This is a genomic window from Adhaeribacter radiodurans (assembly GCF_014075995.1).
Lineage (GTDB): Bacteria > Bacteroidota > Bacteroidia > Cytophagales > Hymenobacteraceae > Adhaeribacter > Adhaeribacter radiodurans.
The window spans coordinates 3,049,868-3,070,717 of sequence record NZ_CP055153.1 but is presented as its reverse complement, the minus strand read 5'-3'; the positions used below and the strand labels follow the sequence as shown (position 1 = coordinate 3,070,717).

Here is a 20,850-nt window from a genome sequence, read left to right as displayed (position 1 = left end):
TAAGTATAAACCTACATATATGTAGGTTTATACTTATACCACTTTTTAATCGGGAATTTAAGCACCAGTTTTTACAATGGTTAAGCTACCTTAAGGGAGTTAGGGGAAGGAGAAACTCTAGGGTATTTTCCATTAATTGGCATGAACCAATTTTCTATCAATCCCATCACTGGGTATATGACTAAGGCCTTGGACAAGGTTGTGGCAGGTTCAATGGATTTCTAAATATCAGAATTTTCTTAACGCAAAAATAACTACCTACTGATTAAGTTATATCTTTTATTTTTTTGTATATTCCCTAGGTATTTAGCTGACCGCTTCTCTTTAAACAAATCTACCTTATTGGTACTTTCATTCGCTCTCCCGAATATCTACTGAGGTTATACCATTAACTCCAACTGGATTCTGATTTTGCTATTTCCTTTAGCCTTTTTTTAATTTAATCTAACATTAGTATGATCATGCCTTATAGAAGTAAGAGTATTTCTAGTTTACCTCTATCCGCAGGTTGGACAGCTATTATGCTACTTTTCTGGCTATTGGTTACTTTCTCCACCCAAGGTCAAGGCAAACTCTGGCAAAATAATTTTGGTGGTAGTAAGGAGGATAACTTAAATTCCATGCAACGAACCAGTGACGGGGGTTATATTCTGGCAGGTAGTTCTAACTCCCTCCTTAGTGGTGACAAAACAGAAGCCCGCCGAGGTGATTATGATTATTGGGTAGTAAAGCTAGATGCCAACCGAAACAAAGTATGGGATAAAACCTTGGGCGGGGAAAAGGCAGACTGGTTAACCTCGGTACACCAAACGAGTGATGGCGGGTATATATTGGGCGGTTATTCCTGGTCTGGAAAAGGTGGGGATAAATCAGAAGCTAAAAAAGGGGAGTTAGATGAAAATGGTAATCCTACCAGTGATTACTGGGTAGTAAAGCTAAAGGCCAATGGCACCAAAGCCTGGGATAGATCATTTGGTGGCGACAATGATGACCGATTAGTTTCATTGCAGCAAACGAGTGATGGAGGCTATATTCTGGGAGGTTATTCTTACTCGGGTAAGAGCGGTGATAAAACAGAAGCTTCTAGAGGAATGTATGATTACTGGATTGTGAAGCTGAATGCCAATGGTACGAAAGCTTGGGATAAAACAATTGGCGGAGTTAGTTCTGATGTCTTAACTTCGATGCAGCAGACCAGTGATGGTGGCTATATTCTGGGTGGTAAGTCTGGATCCGGTACTAGCGGTGATAAATCGGAAAATCCCCGGGGTAAATGCAACCAAGGTTACTGTCTTGATGATTATTGGATCGTAAAGCTACAGGCAGATGGCCGTAAAGTTTGGGATAAAACAATTGGTGGTTACGGTGCTGACCGGCTGAATTCGCTGCAGCAAACTCAGGATGGTGGTTATCTTTTGGGAGGTACTTCCTGGTCCGGAATAGGGGGAGATAAATCCGAACCATCTAAAAATGATGATTACTGGATTGTAAAGCTGCAGGCTGATGGTCACAAAATTTGGGATAAAACTATAGGGGAAGCAAGTGATCAAGGCTTATTCTCGGCGCAGCAAACGAGCGATGGAGGGTATATCCTGGCGGGAAGCTGGATGGTGAAACTAGATGCTAACCGGAATAAAGTATGGGATACCAACATTAGTGATAATGGGCAATATTCGTTAACTAGTTTGCAACTTACCAGTGATGGGGAGTATCTTCTGGGAGGACGTTCCTGGTCTAATACAAATATGTCGGAATATTGGCTAGCAAAACTGGATAATAGTAGCCGATTAAATCAAAGTATCACCTTTTCTCCTATTCCGGATAAAACTTTTGGCAGTGAGCCTTTTGCCATTACCGCTCAAGCCAGCTCTGGGTTGCCGATTACCTTTCGCGTAATATCCGGGAACGCTGCGGTCAAGGGAAATATCGTCACCATTACGGGAGTAGGGGAAGTAATTATAGAAGCTTTACAAGCCGGTAATGCTACTTATATTCCAGCTACCGCCAAGCAAACTTTCTTCGTGCCTCCAACCAAGAAACTGTGGGATATAACCATGGGTGGGAATAAACCCGATAAGCTTACCGCCATGGTTCCTACCCCGGATGGAGGTTATTTAGTGGGCGGATCTTCCCTTTCGGGCAAAACCGGCGAAAAGAGTGAAGATGCCAAGGGAACTCCCAATGAACAAGGTTACTACCCGTCAGATTTTTGGCTTGTAAAACTCGATAGTCAGGGTAAAAAAATGTGGGATAAAGCTTACGGTGGAGATGAGGCAGATCATCTTGCTGTCATTCTTCCTACGCCAAATGGCGGTTATTTGCTGGGTGGCTCCTCGGTTTCGGGTAAGAGTGGGGATAAAAGCCAACCGGGCATGGGAAATACGGACTTTTGGCTGGTAAAAATAAATGCGACTGGTCAGAAGCTGTGGGATAAGACGTATGGTGGCAGTGCGGCGGATAACCTGACTAGTTTACTGGTTACTCCAGATGGCGGGTATTTATTAGGCGGCAGTTCTTACTCCGGTAAAAGTGGCGACAAAAGCCAGGCAAGCCAGGGAAGTGGTGATTACTGGCTGATAAAGGTAGATGCTGAAGGCCGGAAGGTTTGGGATAAGAGCTTTGGCGGGAGCGAAACGGATAATTTGACAGCAATAGTAGGTGCTCCGAAAGGGGGCGGGTACCTTATCGGTGGTTCTTCGGCTTCGGAGAAGAGCGGGGATAAAAGCGAGGTGAGCCGAGGCTTGGAAGATTATTGGATAGTGCGCTTAAAAGAAGATGGTACTAAGCTGTGGGATAAAACTTTAGGTGGCGTAAAAGAAAGGTATAAATGGGGAGATTGCCCTTATGAAGACCCGACACAGTGTGTTACCGAATTAGGTAAATCTATTCTGACGGCCTTGCTCGCTACCCCGGATGGCGGCTACCTGCTAGGGGGATATTCCAGTGCCGAGTACGGGGCAGAAAAGACCGAAGATAATCAGGATGTACATGATGATAATTATTATTTCGATAGCGAAGATTATTGGGTAGTTAAAATAAACAGTACGGGTACGAAAGTGTGGGATAAGATCTATAATGGCCCGGTTGATTGCACGCTTGCCTCCATTATCCCTACGCCGGATGGCGATTACTTGTTGGCGGGTACTTCCGGTGCAGGGTACTTTGAACCGGGAGCAGAAGATTATTGGTTGGTTAAGATTGACGGTGAAGGCACGAAGAAATGGGATAGAACCCACGGAAGTTTAGATACCGACGAGCTGACAGCAATTGTACCTACTCCAGATGGTAGTTATCTATTAGCCGGTTCTTCGGCGGGTGGTATTGGGGGAAATAAAACAGAAGCTTCCCGTGATTTCAATAGCCAATACGCATTGGATAAACGAGATTTTTGGCTGGTAAAAGTAAAAGAGGAACTGCCATTAACGGCACAATGGGACATGCGTTACGGTGGTTCCAGCAATGATGGCTTTTCTACCATAATCAAGACCTCTGATGGTAGTTATTTATCGGGTGGTTATTCAACTTCCGGAGTAAGCGGGGATAAAAGTCAGAGTAGCCGGGGCAAGAATGATTATTGGATTGTCAAATCTGATAAGAACGGGAAAAAGGAATGGGACAAACGCTACGGTGGAAGTGGTGATGATTACCTCAACCACATTATTCCGACGAAAGATGGGGGGTATTTACTGGCGGGTAGTTCTTTGTCGGGAAAAGGAGGTGATAAGACAGAAGCTAGTCATGGAGACCGGGATTACTGGCTAGTAAAGATAGACAAGCAAGGTACTAAAGAATGGGACAAGAGCTATGGTGGCAGTGGCATAGATGAACTCAAGAAAGTCTTACAACTCTCCACGGGAGAATACATATTAGCCGGGAACAGCAACTCTCCGGTGAGTGGAGATAAAACGAAGGCTAGCCAAGGTAAGCACGACTTCTGGTTAGTCAAGATCAGTAGCACGGGCAAGAAGCTGTGGGATCAACGGTATGGCGGCAGCTTAGACGAAGTTTTGGCTAGTATTGTTCAGACGGCGAATGATGGCTTTTTACTAGGAGGTAGTTCCTGGTCGAGCAAGAGCGGGAATAAGACCGAATTAAGTCGCGGCAAGAGTGACTTCTGGTTGGTTCAAGTAGATAAGAATGGCAATCAACTCTGGGACAAAACGTATGGCGGTACAGGGCAAGATGAAGCCTACTCAGTAGGAAAATCTGGGGGTACTTACTTCTTAGCCGGGCAGAGTGATTCCCCCGCTGGATTAGATAAGACGCGAGATAGTCAAGGAGGATTAGATTACTGGCTGTTGAAAGTAAGTAGTAACGGAGAGAAGGTGTGGGACAAACGGTATGGGGGAAGTAAAGATGATGAGTTAAGAGCCAGTATTCCGACCCAAGATGGCGGGTACTTATTAGCCGGAAAGTCCTTCTCCAACAAGAGTGGTAATAAGCGGCAAGATAGTCAAGGGTCGAGTGATTACTGGATCGTGAAAGCCAATAAAGAAGGACAGTACGAGTGGAGCAAAACTTTTGGTGGTAGCAGGGCAGAAGAACTACGAGCCGTTATTCAGACTCAGGAAGGTGGTTTTCTGTTAGGAGGAAAGTCCGAGTCCGGAGTGAGTGGCGATAGAACCCAGCCCAGCGAAGGAGGAACGGATTATTGGCTGGTGAAAGTAGCGACTGAGAAAATATCTATTATTACCGAGAAAGAAGCCATTGTTATGGCAGAGCCGGTAAAAGAGACGGAGCTAAGTCCAATTACAGCTTATCCTAACCCAGGCAAAGACCAGGTAATTATAAGCTTTACTTTGCCGAAATCACAAACAACTACGGTGAAGATTTACGATAGTCATGGTAGGAGTATAACCACTTTGTTTCAAGGAGTAGCAAAAGCGAAACAAACTTATAAACTGCAATGGCAAGCAGATCATCAACCCGCAGGAATGTATTTACTGCAACTGCATACTTCGGAGAGGACCCGCTTTACTAAACTCTTGCTTGTTCGTTAATACCCGTTATTTTCTATGGTTAGCTAATCTGGATATAGGTAAAGAATCCAGGTTAGCTAGCTTATTTTTAAGAAGCATTCTGATAATTATGAGTTAGTATATAATTGTGCTATATTATTAATTTTTAGTATATTACAAAGTTGTTTTACTGCTGAGTGTTCTTTGAATGGGCAGTAGTTTTATAAATATTTCCATCTTTTCGGCAATCTGGTTAGGTCTCCTTCTTTCCTCAAATTGGGTTTGTGTTCTTTTGTTGAATAAGTATTTTCTATTTGCTTGCAATTATCCTCAATTATGAAAACACCTCTATCTTTTCTAACTATCCATGAAGGCTTTTCTAATTTAAAACCTGCCTGGTTCCCGGTGGTTTTTATACTATTATTCTTCTTGTTGAGTATTCTCTCCTCTCAAGCCCAAAACAAAGTCTGGGATAAAACAATAGGTGGAAAAAATGAAGATAAACTTTCCATTGTAGTAGCTACGGCCGATGGAGGCTACTTACTGGGTGGTTCGTCTCTGTCGAATAAAGGAGAAGATAAGAGTGAAGATAGCCGAGATAAGAAGAACTACATTCCTAATAATAAAGGCGATTATTGGGTGGTAAAAATAGATAGTAAAGGCCAGAAAATTTGGGATAAAACATACGGCGGAGATAATTCGGAAGAACTTGCGACCATAGTGGCTTCTCCGGATGGCGGGTATTTACTAGGCGGTTCCTCCCATTCAGGGAAGAGTGGAGATAAAAGTGAAAGTAATAAGGGAACACTAGATGAATATGGATATATTCCTGCCGACTTTTGGATAGTGAAAATAGATGCTAACGGCAAAAAAATATGGGATAAAACCATTGGTGGCGATGACGATGATGAACTCTCCTCCATTGTGGCTACTTTGGATGGCGGCTATTTAATGGGCGGTCTTTCCGAAACAGGTAAGAACGGGGATAAATCGGAGCCATCTAGAGGTATTAGTGATTTTTGGTTGGTAAAAATAAAAGCAGATGGTTCCAAAGTTTGGGACAAACGGTTTGGGGGAAGTAATATCGACTGGTTATCTGCCTTGTTAGCTACCCCGGATGGGGGATATCTGCTCGGTGGAAGGTGCGATTCGCATAAGAGCGGCGATAAGAGTGAAGAAAAGTCGGGGTATTGGGTTATAAAGATAGATGCTACAGGTAAAAAGCTTTGGGATAAAACTTTAAGTGGAGGGTATAACCTTACTAGGTTGTTGGCAACAGCGGATGGGGGATATTTGCTTGGCAGTTCTGCCGGTTCGGGGAAGAATGAAGACAAGAGTACCTCGTATGCCGGGTATTGGATAGTGAAATTAAAAGCCAATGGTGAAAAGGTGTGGGATAAGAGCTACGGTGGCAGTACCTACGATATGTTTGCCGATATAGTATCCACGCCGGATGGAGGTTACCTACTGGCGGGAACTTCTAACAGGAAAAAAGGGGGCGATAAGAGTGAGGATAAAAATGGATATTGGTTAATTAAGATAAAAGAGAATGGAGCCAAAGTATGGGAAAAAACTTTCGGAAGTGTAGAAGGTATTTGGAATTCATTTCAATTAGGATCTTTAGTAACCAATAAGGATAAGGGGTACTTATTAGGGGGGACTTCTTTTTTAGGTATTAGTGGGGACAAAAGTGAAGCCAGTCGGGGTTCCTATGACTTTTGGGCCTTAAAAATAGAGGATGTTACCGATATCAATAAAAAAAGACAAACCATTACCATACCAACTCCTCTTATTACAAAATCCTTGGGCGATTCTCCATTTATCCTTTCTGCTCAGGCCAGTTCGGGTCTGCCCGTAACTTTTAAGTTAGTTTCAGGTCCAGCCATTCTTAAAAATAATAATCTCACAGTTACCGGCGTAGGGAAAGTTATAGTAAAAGCTACTCAATCAGGTAATGCTACTTACGCTGCGGCTCCCGAAGTTACTCAAACTATTTTAGTGGATCCTTCTTCTCCTGTTACTAAACTCTGGGATAAACGGTATGGAGGAAAAACGTATGACAAACTTGTAAGTATGGTAGCCACCCCGGACGGTGGGTATTTGTTAGCGGGAGATTCTAATTCTGGTAAAGAAGATGATAAAAGTGATGCTACAAGTGGTTACTGGCTAGTGAAGATAGATAAAAATGGGAAGAAGATATGGGATGTAACCTTAAGCGTTTTGGGGGATCTGGGAAATAGTCTATCAAGTATGATAGTCACCCCAGATGGAGGCTATCTACTGGGAGGTTCTGCCTATTTCGATTTTAGTAATGTTTATTGGGTAGTAAAAATTAGTAGTAATGGTACTAAGCAATGGGAGAAGAGTTTTGCTAGCTCTGATAACAACTACCTGGGTGCTCTAGTAACTACGCCAGATGGAGGTTACCTGTTGGGTGGGGAGTCTGGTACGGCTGTGGCGGGTGATGGATATGATTATTGGGTAGTAAAAATTGATGCTAAGGGCAATCAGGTTTGGGATAAGCACTACGGGGGGAATGATTATGATTTCCTGTCCACTCTGCTGGTAACTTCAGATGGAGGCTATTTACTGGGTGGTTCTTCTAGTTCGGGTAAGGGCAAGGATAAGAGTGAGCCTAATAAGGGTGGGTTGGATGAGTATGGTTCACCTTCTACCGACTATTGGTTAGTCAAGATCGATGCCCAGGGTAAAAAGATATGGGACAAAACCTTAGGTGGTGATAAGAGTGATGGCATTTCAGAGATTAAAGCTTTTCCGGACGGGGGGTATTTAGTAGCAGGTTCCTCAAACTCAGGTAAAAGTGGCGACAAGAGCCAAGTTAATAAAGGTGTGCCAGATGTAAATGGTTACTCAACATCAGACTTTTGGCTAGTGAAAATTGATAGTCAGGGTAAAAAGGTGTGGGATAAAACTATTGGTGGTAATGCTAGCGACGGGTTAGCAACAGTAGTAGCCACTGTAGATGGGGGCTTTCTGTTAGGTGGTTCTTCTTCTTCGGGTATCGGTGAAGATAAAACTGGGGAGTACCGTGGAGGCCAAAATTCCGGTGATTATTGGGTTGTAAAAATAGATAATAGTGGTAAAAAGCTATGGGATAAAACCTTAGGAGGAGATAACATTGATAAGCTTTCAGCACTAATTGTTTCCCGGGAAGGCTATTATTTATTAGGAGGCATTTCTTATTCAGGCGCAACCGGTGATAAGAGTGAACCTACCCGAGATACTGGTCCTACTCTAAAGGGAGATTTTTGGGTAGTACAGCTAAAAGAAGAACTTCCATTAGCAGCCGAATGGGACTTTCGATATGGTGGTTCAAGTAATGAAGGTTTTACGTCGATAATTAAAACTACGGATGGAGGTTACTTGTCGGGAGGCTATTCGGCTTCTAGGGTAAGTGGGGATAAAAGTCAAGTTAGTCAGGGCAAGAACGACTACTGGATAGTGAAATCTGATCAGAACGGTAAGAAGTTGTGGGACAAACGCTATGGAGGCACATCAGATGATTACCTCAACCGGATTATCCCGACGAAAGATGGAGGGTATTTACTGGCGGGTAGTTCATTGTCCGGGAAAGGTGGCGACAAAACGGAAGTTAATAAAGGAGATCGGGATTACTGGCTTGTCAAGATAGACAAGCAAGGAAATAAGGAGTGGGATAAGAGTTATGGGGGAAGTGGCTCGGATGAACTCAAGAAAGTGCTACAACTCTCTACGGGAGAATACATTCTAGCAGGTTACAGTAACTCACCTGTAAGTGGAGATAAAACGCAGGCGAGTCAGGGAGGGGATGATTATTGGTTAGTCAAGATTAGCAGTAAGGGAGAGAAGTTATGGAACCAGCGGTACGGTGGCAACTTAGAGGAAATGTTAGGAGGGATCGTGCAAACGTCGGATGGTGGATATTTACTCGGCGGCAGTTCCTGGTCGGGTAAAAGCGGCAACAAGACGGAAGGAAGTAGAGGTAAGAGTGATTTCTGGCTAGTTGCTGTAGATAAAGAAGGAAAGCAACTTTGGGATAAAACTTACGGAGGAACCGGTGAAGATGAAGCCTACTCAGTGGGAAAAGCGGGCACTACCTACTTCCTGGCCGGGCAAAGTAATTCTCCGGCCGGATTGGACAAGACCAGGGATAGTCAGGGAGGCTTGGATTACTGGCTCTTAAAAGTAACGAGTACGGGTGAGAAGGTGTGGGATAAACGTTATGGAGGAGAAAAAGACGACGAGCTTAGGGCTAGTATTCCAACCCAGGATGGTGGCTACTTACTAGCTGGAAAGTCCTTCTCCAACAAGAGTGGTAATAAGAGGCAAGATAGCCAAGGATCGAGTGACTACTGGATCGTGAAAGCCGACAAGGAAGGTCAATATGAATGGAGCAAAACTTTCGGCGGCAGTGGTGCAGAAGAGCTAAGAGCCGTCATTCAAACCCAGGACGGTGGTTTCTTGTTAGCAGGTAAGTCTGATTCGGGGGTAAGTGGCGACCGAACCCAACCCAGCCAAGGAGGTAGTGATTACTGGTTGGTGAAAGTAATTCCTGAAGCCAATCCTATTGTAGCCGAAAGAGAAACAATGCTTGTAACAGAGCCAGTAGTAGAAACCGAACTAAGTTCATTAACGGTTTATCCCAATCCAGCCCAAGAGCAAGTAACGGTAAGATTTACTTTGCCCGAAACGCAAGCTGCTACAGTAAAGGTGTACGACAGCCAAGGAAGAGAAACAGCTATTTTGTTCCAAGGCCAAGCCCAAGCTAACCAAACTTATCAACTTCAATGGCAAGCTAATAACCTACTTGCTGGGATGTATCTACTACAATTGCATTCTTCATATAAGAACCATACTGTTAAACTTTTGCTTCATCGCTAAGTATTTAGGTGCTATTTAATAAGTTAACTGGTACAGGTATGAGTATTGGAATCGGGGCTACCAATCTTTTCTATATTTTGTTTCTCGGTGGTTTAATAGAACCAGACAAGAGAATGTGTTTAGCTTTTATCTCTGTTTATCAGTTTATTACTTTGTTGTTTTAGTAACCAGATATTTCTATAAAACAGGTTGAAGTGGTAGTAGTTAAATCGTCTAGCAGACCTCTTATTTTCCTCTTACTTCTTTCCGACGGCATTTTAAACCTATTTTGAATTAGTATTTATCTTCTCTTCAAAACCCTTACAGTAATGAAAACATCTTTATCAATTAGGAAAGAAGGGCTTGCTGCTAAACCTCATTTTTGGGTTCAGTTAACTCTTTTGTTGTTTTTATGGCTACTGATAAGCTTCTTTGCTCGAGCTCAAACAAAAGTGTGGGACAAAACTATTGGCGGCGATAAAGAGGATAACTTCACGGCAATGGTGGCTACATCTGATGGCGGCTATTTGCTGGGGGGTAGTTCCTACTCGGGTAAAAGTGGCGATAAGAGTGAACCTGAGCGAGGATCAAATGACCCGTTGAGTTATGATTACTGGGTAGTAAAAATAGATGTGAACGGAAATAAATTGTGGGATAAAACTTTCGGCGGTAATAGTAGTGATGAGCTTCATGCTTTAGTGGCTACACCGGATGGCGGCTATTTGCTGGGGGGCTCTTCCTATTCGGGCAAGAGTGGCGATAAGAGTGAAAACAACAGAGGCACCTTGCAAGGCAGTTTTTACGATACTCCAGACTATTGGGTCGTGAAAATAGATGCGAACGGAAATAAAGTATGGGATAGAACCTTTGGGGGAAAAGGTTATGATGACCTTACTGCTTCGGTATCTACCTCCGATGGTGGGTTTTTACTGGGAGGTTCTTCTAATTCAGGGGAAGGCGAAGATAAAAGTGAAGTAAATGGAGCTGGATGTGAACAGTACTGTAGTTATGATTATTGGGTAGTTAAGATAGATGCTAATGGTACTAAGATATGGGACAAAACATTTGGAGGCAATAAAAACGATAAACTAACCTCCCTGATTGTAACTAAGGATAGTGGTTACTTACTCGGCGGTTTTTCAGAGTCAGAAATAAGTGGGGATAAGAGTGAAGCTAGCCGGGATGCGGCGGATATTCTCAACAATAAGGGTGATTACTGGGTAGTAAAAATAGATACTGATGGTAAAAAGCTCTGGGACAAAACAATAGGAGGAACATTAAAGGATGAACTTTATTCTATGTTGTTTACCGCTGATGGAGGGTACTTAGTTGGCGGTTCTTCTAATTCAAACATAAGTGGCGAGAAGAGTGAAGCCAAGGGTGGATATTGGATAGTAAAGTTAGATAGTAACGGTAAAAAGGTCTGGGATAAAAGCTATAGTGCCGGTAGCCTTACAGCTATGATAGCTTTGCCTAGTGGCGGATTTGTATTGGCAGGCTTTTCTAGTCGGCGTAAAGGAGCCGACAAAAGTGAGGACAAATCTGGCTGTTGGCTTGTCAAGGTAAAAGAGAATGGAACGAAAGTTTGGGATAAAACTTTTGGTGACGGTGGTTATGCCCTCAATCATGTTTCTCTGGTTGTAACACCTGACGAAAACTATTTATTGGGTACGACTTCCAGCCAAGGTATTAGCGAGGACAAAACGCAGGAAAGTAAAGGGAGCAATGATTACTGGGTATTGAAAGTGGAGGATACAAATAAAAAAAGTCAAACCATTACTTTTAATTCTCCTCTGCTTACCAAAACCTACGGAGAAGTACCCTTTATTCTCTTGGCTAAAGCTAGTTCCGGTTTGCCGGTTACTTTTCGCGTTGAATCTGGCCCTGCTACCCTTACCAATAATACGCTTTCTCTCACTGGAGTGGGTAAAGTCACGATAAAAGCATCTCAAGCCGGTAATAACACCTATAGCGCAGCTCTTGACGGTACTCAAATTATTCTCGTTGATCCCTCTATTCCGGTTACTAAGGTATGGGATAAAACCTTTAGCCGGCGGTATAACGACGAACTTACTACTGTAATAACTACCTCGGATGGTGGGCATTTACTAGGCGGGATATCCCGACTATACATGTACCAGGAAGCCGGATTTAGAATAGTAAAAATAGATAGCAAAGGTCAGACAGAATGGGATAAAGACTTGGGTGGTAACGATGACAGAAGACTGTCTTTAGGAGTAATGGCTTCCGATGGCGGTTACTTGTTTGGTGGTTCTTTGGGTTTGCTAAGTATGGATGATGAATCGCAGGATTTTTATCTTTTTAAAACGGATAAGGAGGGAACAAAGGAGTGGGAGAGACAATTTAGGGGGCCGGCTCTTCTTTCAGCAATGATAGCAACATCGGATGGCGGTTATTTACTAGGGGGGACTACTAATGAAATAAAGGGGAAGGATAAAACCGAACCTCCTCGTGGAGGAAGAGATTATTGGGTACTAAAAGTGGATGCAGCGGGGAATAAGCTTTGGGACAAAACCCTGGGAGGTAAGCAAGATGATTATTTAGCCTCATTAGTTGCCACTCCAGACGGTGGTTATCTGGTGGGTGGTTCTTCTAATTCGGATAAAGGTGGCGACAAAAGTGAAAACAAAAAAGATAATCCGAATGAGGATGGTTATTTCTCTGATTATTGGGTAGTGAAGCTAGATGCTACCGGCAAAAAGGTGTGGGATAGAACCTTCGGGGCAGATAAATTTGATAATCTTACTGCCATGGTGAATACAGCAGATGGCGGTTACCTGGTGGGTGGTTCTTCTTATTCAGATAAGGGTGGCGATAAGACGGAAGGAAATAAAGGTAACCTGGATGAATTTGATAATATCACTCCAGATTATTGGGTAGTGAAGCTAAATTCCAAGGGTAAAAAAGTATGGGATAAAACCTTTGGTAGTAAACAAACAGATGCACTTACTGTTCTGCTTCCTACTTCAGATGGGGGGTATTTACTGGGAGGTGATTCCGATTCCAATATTGGAGGAGATAAAACGGGGGAATACCGCGGTGGCCTTTATTTTCAATCAGGGGACTATTGGCTGATAAAAATAGATTCGAAAGGACAAAAGCTATGGGATAAAACCTTAGGGGGAGATGACAGTGAGAATCTTGTTAGCTTAGTTGCCGCCCAGGATGGCAGTTATTTAGTGGGCGGTAGCTCTAGATCAGGGGCCAATGGCGACAAAAGTGAATCAGGGCGCGAGCTTAACGGCAGCCAAAGAGGAGACTGGTGGCTGGTCAAGATCAAAGAGGAATTACCATTAACGGCACAGTGGGATATGCGTTACGGTGGATCCGGAAACGAAAGCTTTACTACAATCATCAGGACAGTGGATGGTGGTTACTTATCGGGTGGGTATTCTAGTTCGGGAGTAAGTGGCGATAAAAGCCAAGCTAGTCAGGGTAAAAACGATTATTGGATTTTGAAGAGTGATAAAGACGGTAAAAAGCTCTGGGATAAGCGTTATGGTGGCTCTGAAGATGATTACCTGAACCGGATCATACAAACCAAAGATAGCGGTTATTTATTGGCGGGTAGTTCCTTGTCTGGGAAAGGTGGTGACAAAATAGAAACAAGTCAAGGCGACCGGGACTACTGGATCATAAAAATAGATAAAGCCGGTACGAAAGAGTGGGATAAGAAATACGGAGGTAGTGGCTCGGATGAACTCAAAAAAGTGCTTGAACTAAGTACAGGCGAGTTCATTCTGGCAGGCTACAGTAATTCCCTCGTGAGTGGAGATAAGAGTCAAGCGAGTTGGGGAGGTAATGATTACTGGTTAGTTAAGATTAGCAGTAAGGGAGAGAAACTCTGGGACAAACGCTATGGTGGTAGCTTAAATGAAACTTTGACCGGTATTGTCCAAACTGCAAATGGTGGATTTCTTTTAGGAGGCAGCTCCTTATCGGGTAAAAGTGGCGACAAGAGTGAGATAAGTCGGGGCGGAAGTGACTTCTGGCTAATTAACTTAGATAAGAATGGTAACAAACTTTGGGATAAAGCTTACGGCGGGAGTGGAGAAGATGAAGCCTATTCCTTAGGGCAGGGCGAGACCAGTTACTACTTTATCTCCGGGCAGAGTGATTCCCCAGCAGGATTAGATAAATCCCGTGATAGCCAGGGGGGTAAAGATTTCTGGTTTATTAAAGTAACAAGTAGCGGCGCTAAAATCTGGGACAAGCGCTTTGGAGGCACGTTGGATGAAGAACTACGAGCCAGTCTACGGACCAGTGATGGCGGGTACTTACTAGCCGGCAAGTCCTTCTCCAACATGAGTGGCAACAAACGGCAAGACAGCCAAGGCTCCAGTGATTACTGGATCGTGAAAACGGACAAAGACGGACAGTACCAATGGAGTAAAACTTTTGGGGGCAGTAGTGCCGAAGAGTTAAGAGCCGTGCTGCAAACCAACGATGGTGGTTTCTTGCTGGGAGGTAAGTCGAATTCAGGAGTGAGTGGCGATAGAACGCAGCCTAGCCAGGGAGGAAGTGATTACTGGCTAGTAAAAGTAGCTCCCGAAGCTAAGCCTATTGTAGCCGAGAGAGAGGTAATGATTGTAGCTGAGTCGAAAGAGAAACTAAACGTACTCCAAGGTTTTCCGAATCCGTTTTCAGAGGTAATAACAGTTCGTTTTACTTTACCGCAAACCCAAGATGCTACCTTAAAGGTGTATGATGGCCAAGGTATAACGGTAACTACTTTGTTCCAAGGGGAGGCAAAAGCAAATCAAACTTACAAAATAGACTGGCAAGCTCGTAACCAACCTGCGGGTATGTATCTGTTACAATTGCACACCTTAGATAAAAATCAAATTGTTAAACTCTTGCTTTCTCGTTGAAAACTTTCTGTTACTTAATTTGACTACTTGGTGCGGGTTTTATGAAAAATTGGATACTTATTATTAAAGTTCTTGTGCATTTTTAAGGTGTAATTAGTTGCTTAGGGGAATAGTTTTTAACTCTTTTTTCTTATAAAGTCTTAGGTTGTTTAGCGGCTCTGTTTCTTAAAAACATGGATCAATTCAACAGCCGTTTAATGCTGCTCAACTTTCTGGCTAGACTATCTTCTATATTCTTAGTTGGGCTATATTTCTCTGATTGGTTATTATTTAATTACCTCATTTAATAATACTCTTACATTATGAGTACTTCTATTCTCCGGCAACCCCAGCAAATCTTGGTATTACCAATCAGTTATAACCGATTATCATTCATTTTCCTGTTTTTTTTACAATCGGCATTTCATTCGCAAGCCCAAACTAAAGTCTGGGACAGAACTTTCGGCGGAAGTCTTTCGGATGAACTATCGGTGATGATAGCTACCCCGGACGGAGGCTATCTGTTAGGCGGAACTTCCGAATCGGACAAGGATAAGGATAAAAGCCAAACCAGCAGAGGAATTGCTGATTATTGGGTCGTAAAATTATCAGCCCAAGGTATAAAACAATGGGATAAAACCTTTGGGGGAGACAGATACGATCGTCTTACAACTTTAATAAATTTACCAGGAGGTGGTTATTTACTGGGAGGTTTTTCGGAATCTGGAATAAGTGGTGATAAGACGGAACCTAATGAAAACTTTTGCGATGATTATGAATGCTCCTATGATTATTGGATTGTAAAAATAGATGCCTCCGGAAATAAAGTATGGGATAAAAGTTTTGAGAGGTCTATTAATGACCAGCTTCAATCGGTTTTAGCTACTCCAGATGGTGGTTTTATTTTAGGCGGAACTATTGGGTATACAACCGAAAAATTTAATGTGCTTAAACTAGATGCTTCTGGTAAAGAAATATGGAGTTATACTTATAAAAGAAAAGATGGATGTAACCAAAGGCTGTTCACCGTTGTACCGACTGCAGATGGGGGGTATTTGCTGGGAGGAAATATGATTCGATGTAACGGTACGCCAAATGATTATTGGATAGTGAAGATAGACAAGGATGGTAAACAGCTATGGGATAAGGCCTTTGGTGAAAGTTCGACCGAAGACAATCTTGTTGCCATTACCCCAACTTCAGATAGTGGTTTTTTACTGTGTGGTCATTCTCCTTCTGCTGCGGGCAAAGTTAAGAGCGAACCAAGTAAAGGTGGTATCGATTATTGGATAATTAAAGTAGATGCGAGTGGTTTAAAGCAGTGGGATATAACATATGGAGGTAAAGAGAACGATGTATTAACAACTGTTTTAAAAACACAAGATGGTTATTTGCTGGGTGGCAGTTCTGTTTCAGGTGTAGGAGGAGATAAAAGCGAGGCTGGCCAGGGAGGTAATGATTTCTGGCTGGTTAAGATTGATGCAACCGGAAATAAGTTGTGGGATAAAACCTTTGGGGGAAATAGCAACGATTACCATTCTGCTTTAATAGCAGCCGGGAAGAATGAGTATCTATTAGGAGGTGCTTCGGAATCAGGTATTAGCGGAGATAAAAGCCAGGCCAGTAAAGGTTATCGGGATTATTGGATAATTAAGATAAAGGAAAAAAAAGCTCAAACTATTTCATACTCTACTCCCCTTATTACCAAAACCTTGGGCGATGCTCCTTTTATTCTTTCGGCGAAAGCCAGTTCGGGGTTGCCCGTTACTTTTTCACTAGTGTCTGGTCCGGCTGCTCTTAGCGGCAATACGCTTAAACTTACGGGTGTAGGTAAGATTGTAGTAAAAGCATCTCAGGCTGGTAATGGAATATATAACTCCGCTCCGGAAGTTACCCAAATTATTTTGGTGGATAAACTTGCCCCGGTTACAAAAGTTTGGGATAAACGCTTCGGAGGAGAGAAATATGATCGACTTGGCGCAATGATAGCGACGCCAGATGGTGGTTATTTATTGGCAGGTAACTCTGATTCTCATAAAAGCGGGGATAAAAGTGCAGAGAAAAGGGGGTATTGGCTCGTAAAGATGGATAAGAATGGGACAAAGATTTGGGACATAACCTTAGATGAAAAGGGAGATTTAGGGGCCACACTTTCTAGTATCATAATCACTGTTGATGGGGGTTATCTAATTGGTGGAACTTCCAATTTTGATTCAAGTAATCTTTACTGGATAGTTAAGATTAGTAGCAATGGTACCAAGGAATGGGATAAGACCTTCGGTAATTATGGATCTAATAATTACCTGGAAGCCATGGTAGCTACACCAGATGGAGGTTATTTGCTGGGCGGTACATCTGGTTCAGGTAGTATCGGGGATGGATATGATTACTGGGTAGTGAAGATAGATAGCAAGGGAAATAAGGTATGGGATAAAACTTACGGTGGAAATGGCAGTGATTTACTTTCCTCAATTGAGGTAGCTTCAGTTGGTGGATATCTTTTGGGGGGTACCTCTTTGTCCGGTAAGAGTGGGGATAAAAGTGAAAATAACTGGGGGACACCAACTGGAAACGATACTTATCCGGAAGATTATTGGGTAATAAAGATAGATAAGAGTGGTAATAAGATATGGGATAAAACCTTAGGTGGGCATAGTGTAGATTACCTTAGGGCCATGGTAACTACCTCGGATGGCGGGTATTTGCTAGGTGGTGTTTCTGCTTCTGGTAAATCCGGAGATAAAAGCGAAGGCAGCAGAGGTGGATATGATTACTGGGTAATTAAAATAGATGCTGCTGGTAAAAAGATTTGGGATAAATCCATTGGAGGAAAGGATTTTGATAATCTTACCGCTTTAGTAACTACTCCGGATAATGGCTATCTTCTGGGTGGTTCTTCGGTTTCGGGTGTTGGGGAAGATAAAAGTGGGCATAACCGGGGAGGTACATTATTTGGCGATTATTGGGTGGTAAAGATAGATAATAAAGGAGAAAAGATATGGGATAAGACCTTAGGTGGAAACGAACAAGAAAGTTTTACTACTATACTGGCTTCTCAGGATGGTAATTATTTACTAGGGGGCACTTCTGATTCAGATGCCAATGGCGATAGGAGTGAGCCAAATTGGAGTCCTCGTCAAAGTGGAAGAGGTGACTACTGGGTAGTAAAGATAAAAGAGGAACTGCCTTTAGCGGCACAATGGGACCTGCGTTATGGAGGGGCAGGCAACGAAGGCTTAACTACAATTATCAGGACAGTGGATGGTGGTTACTTATCGGGTGGTTATTCGGCTTCGGGAGTAAGTGGCGATAAAAGCCAAGCAAGCCAGGGTAAAAATGACTACTGGATTGTAAAAAGTAATTCAGATGGGAAAAAGCTCTGGGATAAGAGGTATGGTGGCTCTGAAGATGATTACCTGAACCAAATAATTCTCACCAATGATGGCGGTTATTTACTGGTAGGTAGTTCCTTGTCCGGAAAAGGAGGAGTTAAAACAGAAGCCAATCGAGGAGGTCGAGATTACTGGATTGTCAAGATTGATAAAGAAGGCACTGAAGAGTGGGACAAGAGCTTTGGGGGAAGTGGCTCGGATGAATTAAAGAAAGTATTTCAACTGAGTACGGGAGAGTACATATTAGCTGGGTACAGTAATTCCCCCGTGAGTGGAGATAAGAGTCAAGCGAGTTGGGGAGGTAATGATTACTGGTTAGTTAAGATTAGCAGTAAGGGAGAGAAACTCTGGGACAAACGCTATGGTGGTAGCTTAAATGAAACTTTGACCGGTATTGTCCAAACTGCAAATGGTGGATTTCTTTTAGGAGGCAGCTCCTTATCGGGTAAAAGTGGCGACAAGAGTGAGATAAGTCGGGGCGGTAGTGACTTCTGGCTAATTAACTTAGATAAGAATGGCAATAAACTTTGGGATAAAGCTTACGGCGGGAGTGGAGAAGATGAAGCCTATTCCTTAGGGCAGGGCGAGACCAGTTACTACTTTATCTCCGGGCAGAGTGACTCTCCGGCAGGAGCTGATAAAACCAGAGATAGTCAGGGAGGCTTGGATTACTGGCTCTTGAAAGTAACCAGCACGGGAGAAAAGGTGTGGGACAAGCGTTATGGTGGCGATAAAGATGATGAGCTAAGAGCCAGTATTCCCACTCAAGGTGACGGGTACTTGCTGGCCGGAAAGTCGTTTTCCAACAAGAGCGGCAACAAACGGCAAGATAGTCAAGGCTCAAGTGATTACTGGATTGTGAAAACAGATAAAGAGGGACAGTATCAGTGGAGCAAAACTTTTGGCGGTAGTGAAGCCGAAGAATTAAGAGCCGTGATTCAGACCCAAGAAGGGGGTTTCTTGTTGGGTGGAAAATCCGATTCGGGGGTAAGTGGCGACAGAACCCAGCCAAGCCAAGGTGGTAGTGATTACTGGCTGGTGAAAGTAGTTCCGGAAGCTTCTGCGATAGTGGCCGAGAGAGAAGCAACACTGGTGGCAGAACCAATTATTGAAGCGGGGATACGCTCCTTAACCGTTTACCCGAATCCAGCCCAGGAGCAAGTAACTGTAAGCTTTACATTACCCCAAAAACAAGTCGCAACCGTAAAGGTATACGACAGTCAGGGCAGAGAAATTAGTACTTTATTCCAAGGGAAAGCGCAAGCGAATCAAACTTATCAAGTAGAATGGCATGTTGGTATTAAAGCTGCGGGTATATACCTGCTACAACTACATACTCCCGGGACAAGCCACACTACCAAACTCCTGCTCACCCGCTAATAGATCATGCTAATTTGTATGGTTAGCTAGTCTCGGTTCCGTAATAGAACCTAGGTCAGCTAACCTAAATGTATGGCTTGCTAGGTATGGGGTTACCTTTGTAGCTAATTAGGTTTATTATTTATTTTTTGGTATATTCCCAAGTTGCCTCACTGCATCTTTTCTTTAAAAAGAAGCTTGTTGCTTTGGTGCTTTCTGTCTTCTCCTTCTCGGCAATCTGGTTAGATTCATTTCTTTCTTCCAGCCAGTTCTTCCTTCTGATGCCCGGTTAGTGTTTCTACCCCGTAAAACCATCTCCCAATGAAAACAACTTTATTCTTTTTTCTTCAAATCAGGCTTCTTTTCAGCTTAAAACCTGACAAGTATCGGGTAGCCTTGTTGCTGTTAATAGAGTTGTTTATTTCTTTCGCCTCTCTCGCCCAAACTAAAGTTTGGGATAAGACCTTAGGAGGAAATGGCACAGATGAATTAAAAATCGTACAACAAACCAGTGATGGGGGCTATATCCTGGGTGGCTCTTCTAATTCCCAGCCTGGGATCGATAAATCGCAAGCAAACAAAGGAAACTTTGATTACTGGGTGTTAAAGTTGAATGCGGATGGTTCTAAAGCTTGGGACAAAACATTTGGGGGAAGTAAAAGTGATTATTTATTTTCTCTGCAGCAGACTAAGGATGGTGGGTATATTCTGGGAGGTAATTCTGAATCCGGAAAAGGGGGCGATAAATCGCAAGATGCCAAAGGTTACTCTGATTATTGGGTTGTAAAACTGGATGCCAACGGTAGCAAAGCCTGGGATAAAACCTTTGGCGGCACCGATTCGGATGAGTTAACTTCGGTTCAGGAAACGATTGATGGCGGTTATATCCTGGGCGGTTCTTCTTCTTCCAATAAGAATAGTGATAAAACTCAGGCAAGTAAAGGCAGCTACGACTACTGGATAATAAAGCTACAAGCCGATGGCACCAAAGTCTGGGATAAAATTTTGGGCGGAAATGATTCCGACTATTTATCCTCGGTCCAGCAAACTGGCAATGGGGGCTATATTCTGGGCGGCCATTCTCGCTCCGGCATCAGCGGGGATAAATCGGAAGCTAGTAAAGATAGTAGCAGTGATGATGATTACTGGATAGTAAAGCTAACACCTAATGGGACCAAAACCTGGGACAAAACCTTGGGCGGAAATAGTAGGGATGACTTACATGCGCTGCAACTGACCAAGGATGGTGGGTATATTGTGGGTGGTTATTCTTTTTCCGGCATCAGCGGCGATAAAACAGAAGCATCTAAAGGAGGAAATGCGGATTATTGGGTAGTAAAGATAGGTGCCAATGGTACTAAAGAATGGGATAAGACCATTGGCTGAGATAGTTGGGATGAGTTATACTCG

At 43.2% G+C, this 20,850-nt stretch carries 5 protein-coding genes; all 5 read left to right on the top strand.

Features of this window, described 5'->3' with window-relative positions:
* Positions 1-455 precede the first annotated feature (455 nt).
* The 5 genes from HUW48_RS12400 to HUW48_RS12380 all read left to right on the top strand — a co-directional run bounded on the left by HUW48_RS12400 (position 456) and on the right by HUW48_RS12380 (position 20,826).
* Positions 456-5,000: a T9SS type A sorting domain-containing protein gene (locus HUW48_RS12400; RefSeq protein WP_182415968.1), complete on the top strand. Its 4,545-nt coding sequence runs from the start codon at positions 456-458 to the stop codon at positions 4,998-5,000.
* A gap of 294 nt (positions 5,001-5,294) precedes the next feature.
* Positions 5,295-9,839: a T9SS type A sorting domain-containing protein gene (locus HUW48_RS12395; protein ID WP_182415967.1), complete on the top strand. Its 4,545-nt coding sequence runs from the start codon at positions 5,295-5,297 to the stop codon at positions 9,837-9,839.
* A 308-nt stretch (positions 9,840-10,147) separates the two neighbouring features.
* On the top strand, positions 10,148-14,710 hold the full coding sequence (locus HUW48_RS12390) for a T9SS type A sorting domain-containing protein (protein ID WP_182415966.1): 4,563 nt from the start codon (positions 10,148-10,150) through the stop codon (positions 14,708-14,710).
* A gap of 302 nt (positions 14,711-15,012) precedes the next feature.
* Positions 15,013-19,461 (top strand): T9SS type A sorting domain-containing protein, encoded by a 4,449-nt coding sequence (locus HUW48_RS12385; RefSeq protein WP_182415965.1) that lies wholly within the window; start codon positions 15,013-15,015, stop codon positions 19,459-19,461.
* A gap of 300 nt (positions 19,462-19,761) precedes the next feature.
* On the top strand, positions 19,762-20,826 hold the full coding sequence (locus HUW48_RS12380) for a hypothetical protein (protein WP_182415964.1): 1,065 nt from the start codon (positions 19,762-19,764) through the stop codon (positions 20,824-20,826).
* Positions 20,827-20,850 lie beyond the last annotated feature (24 nt).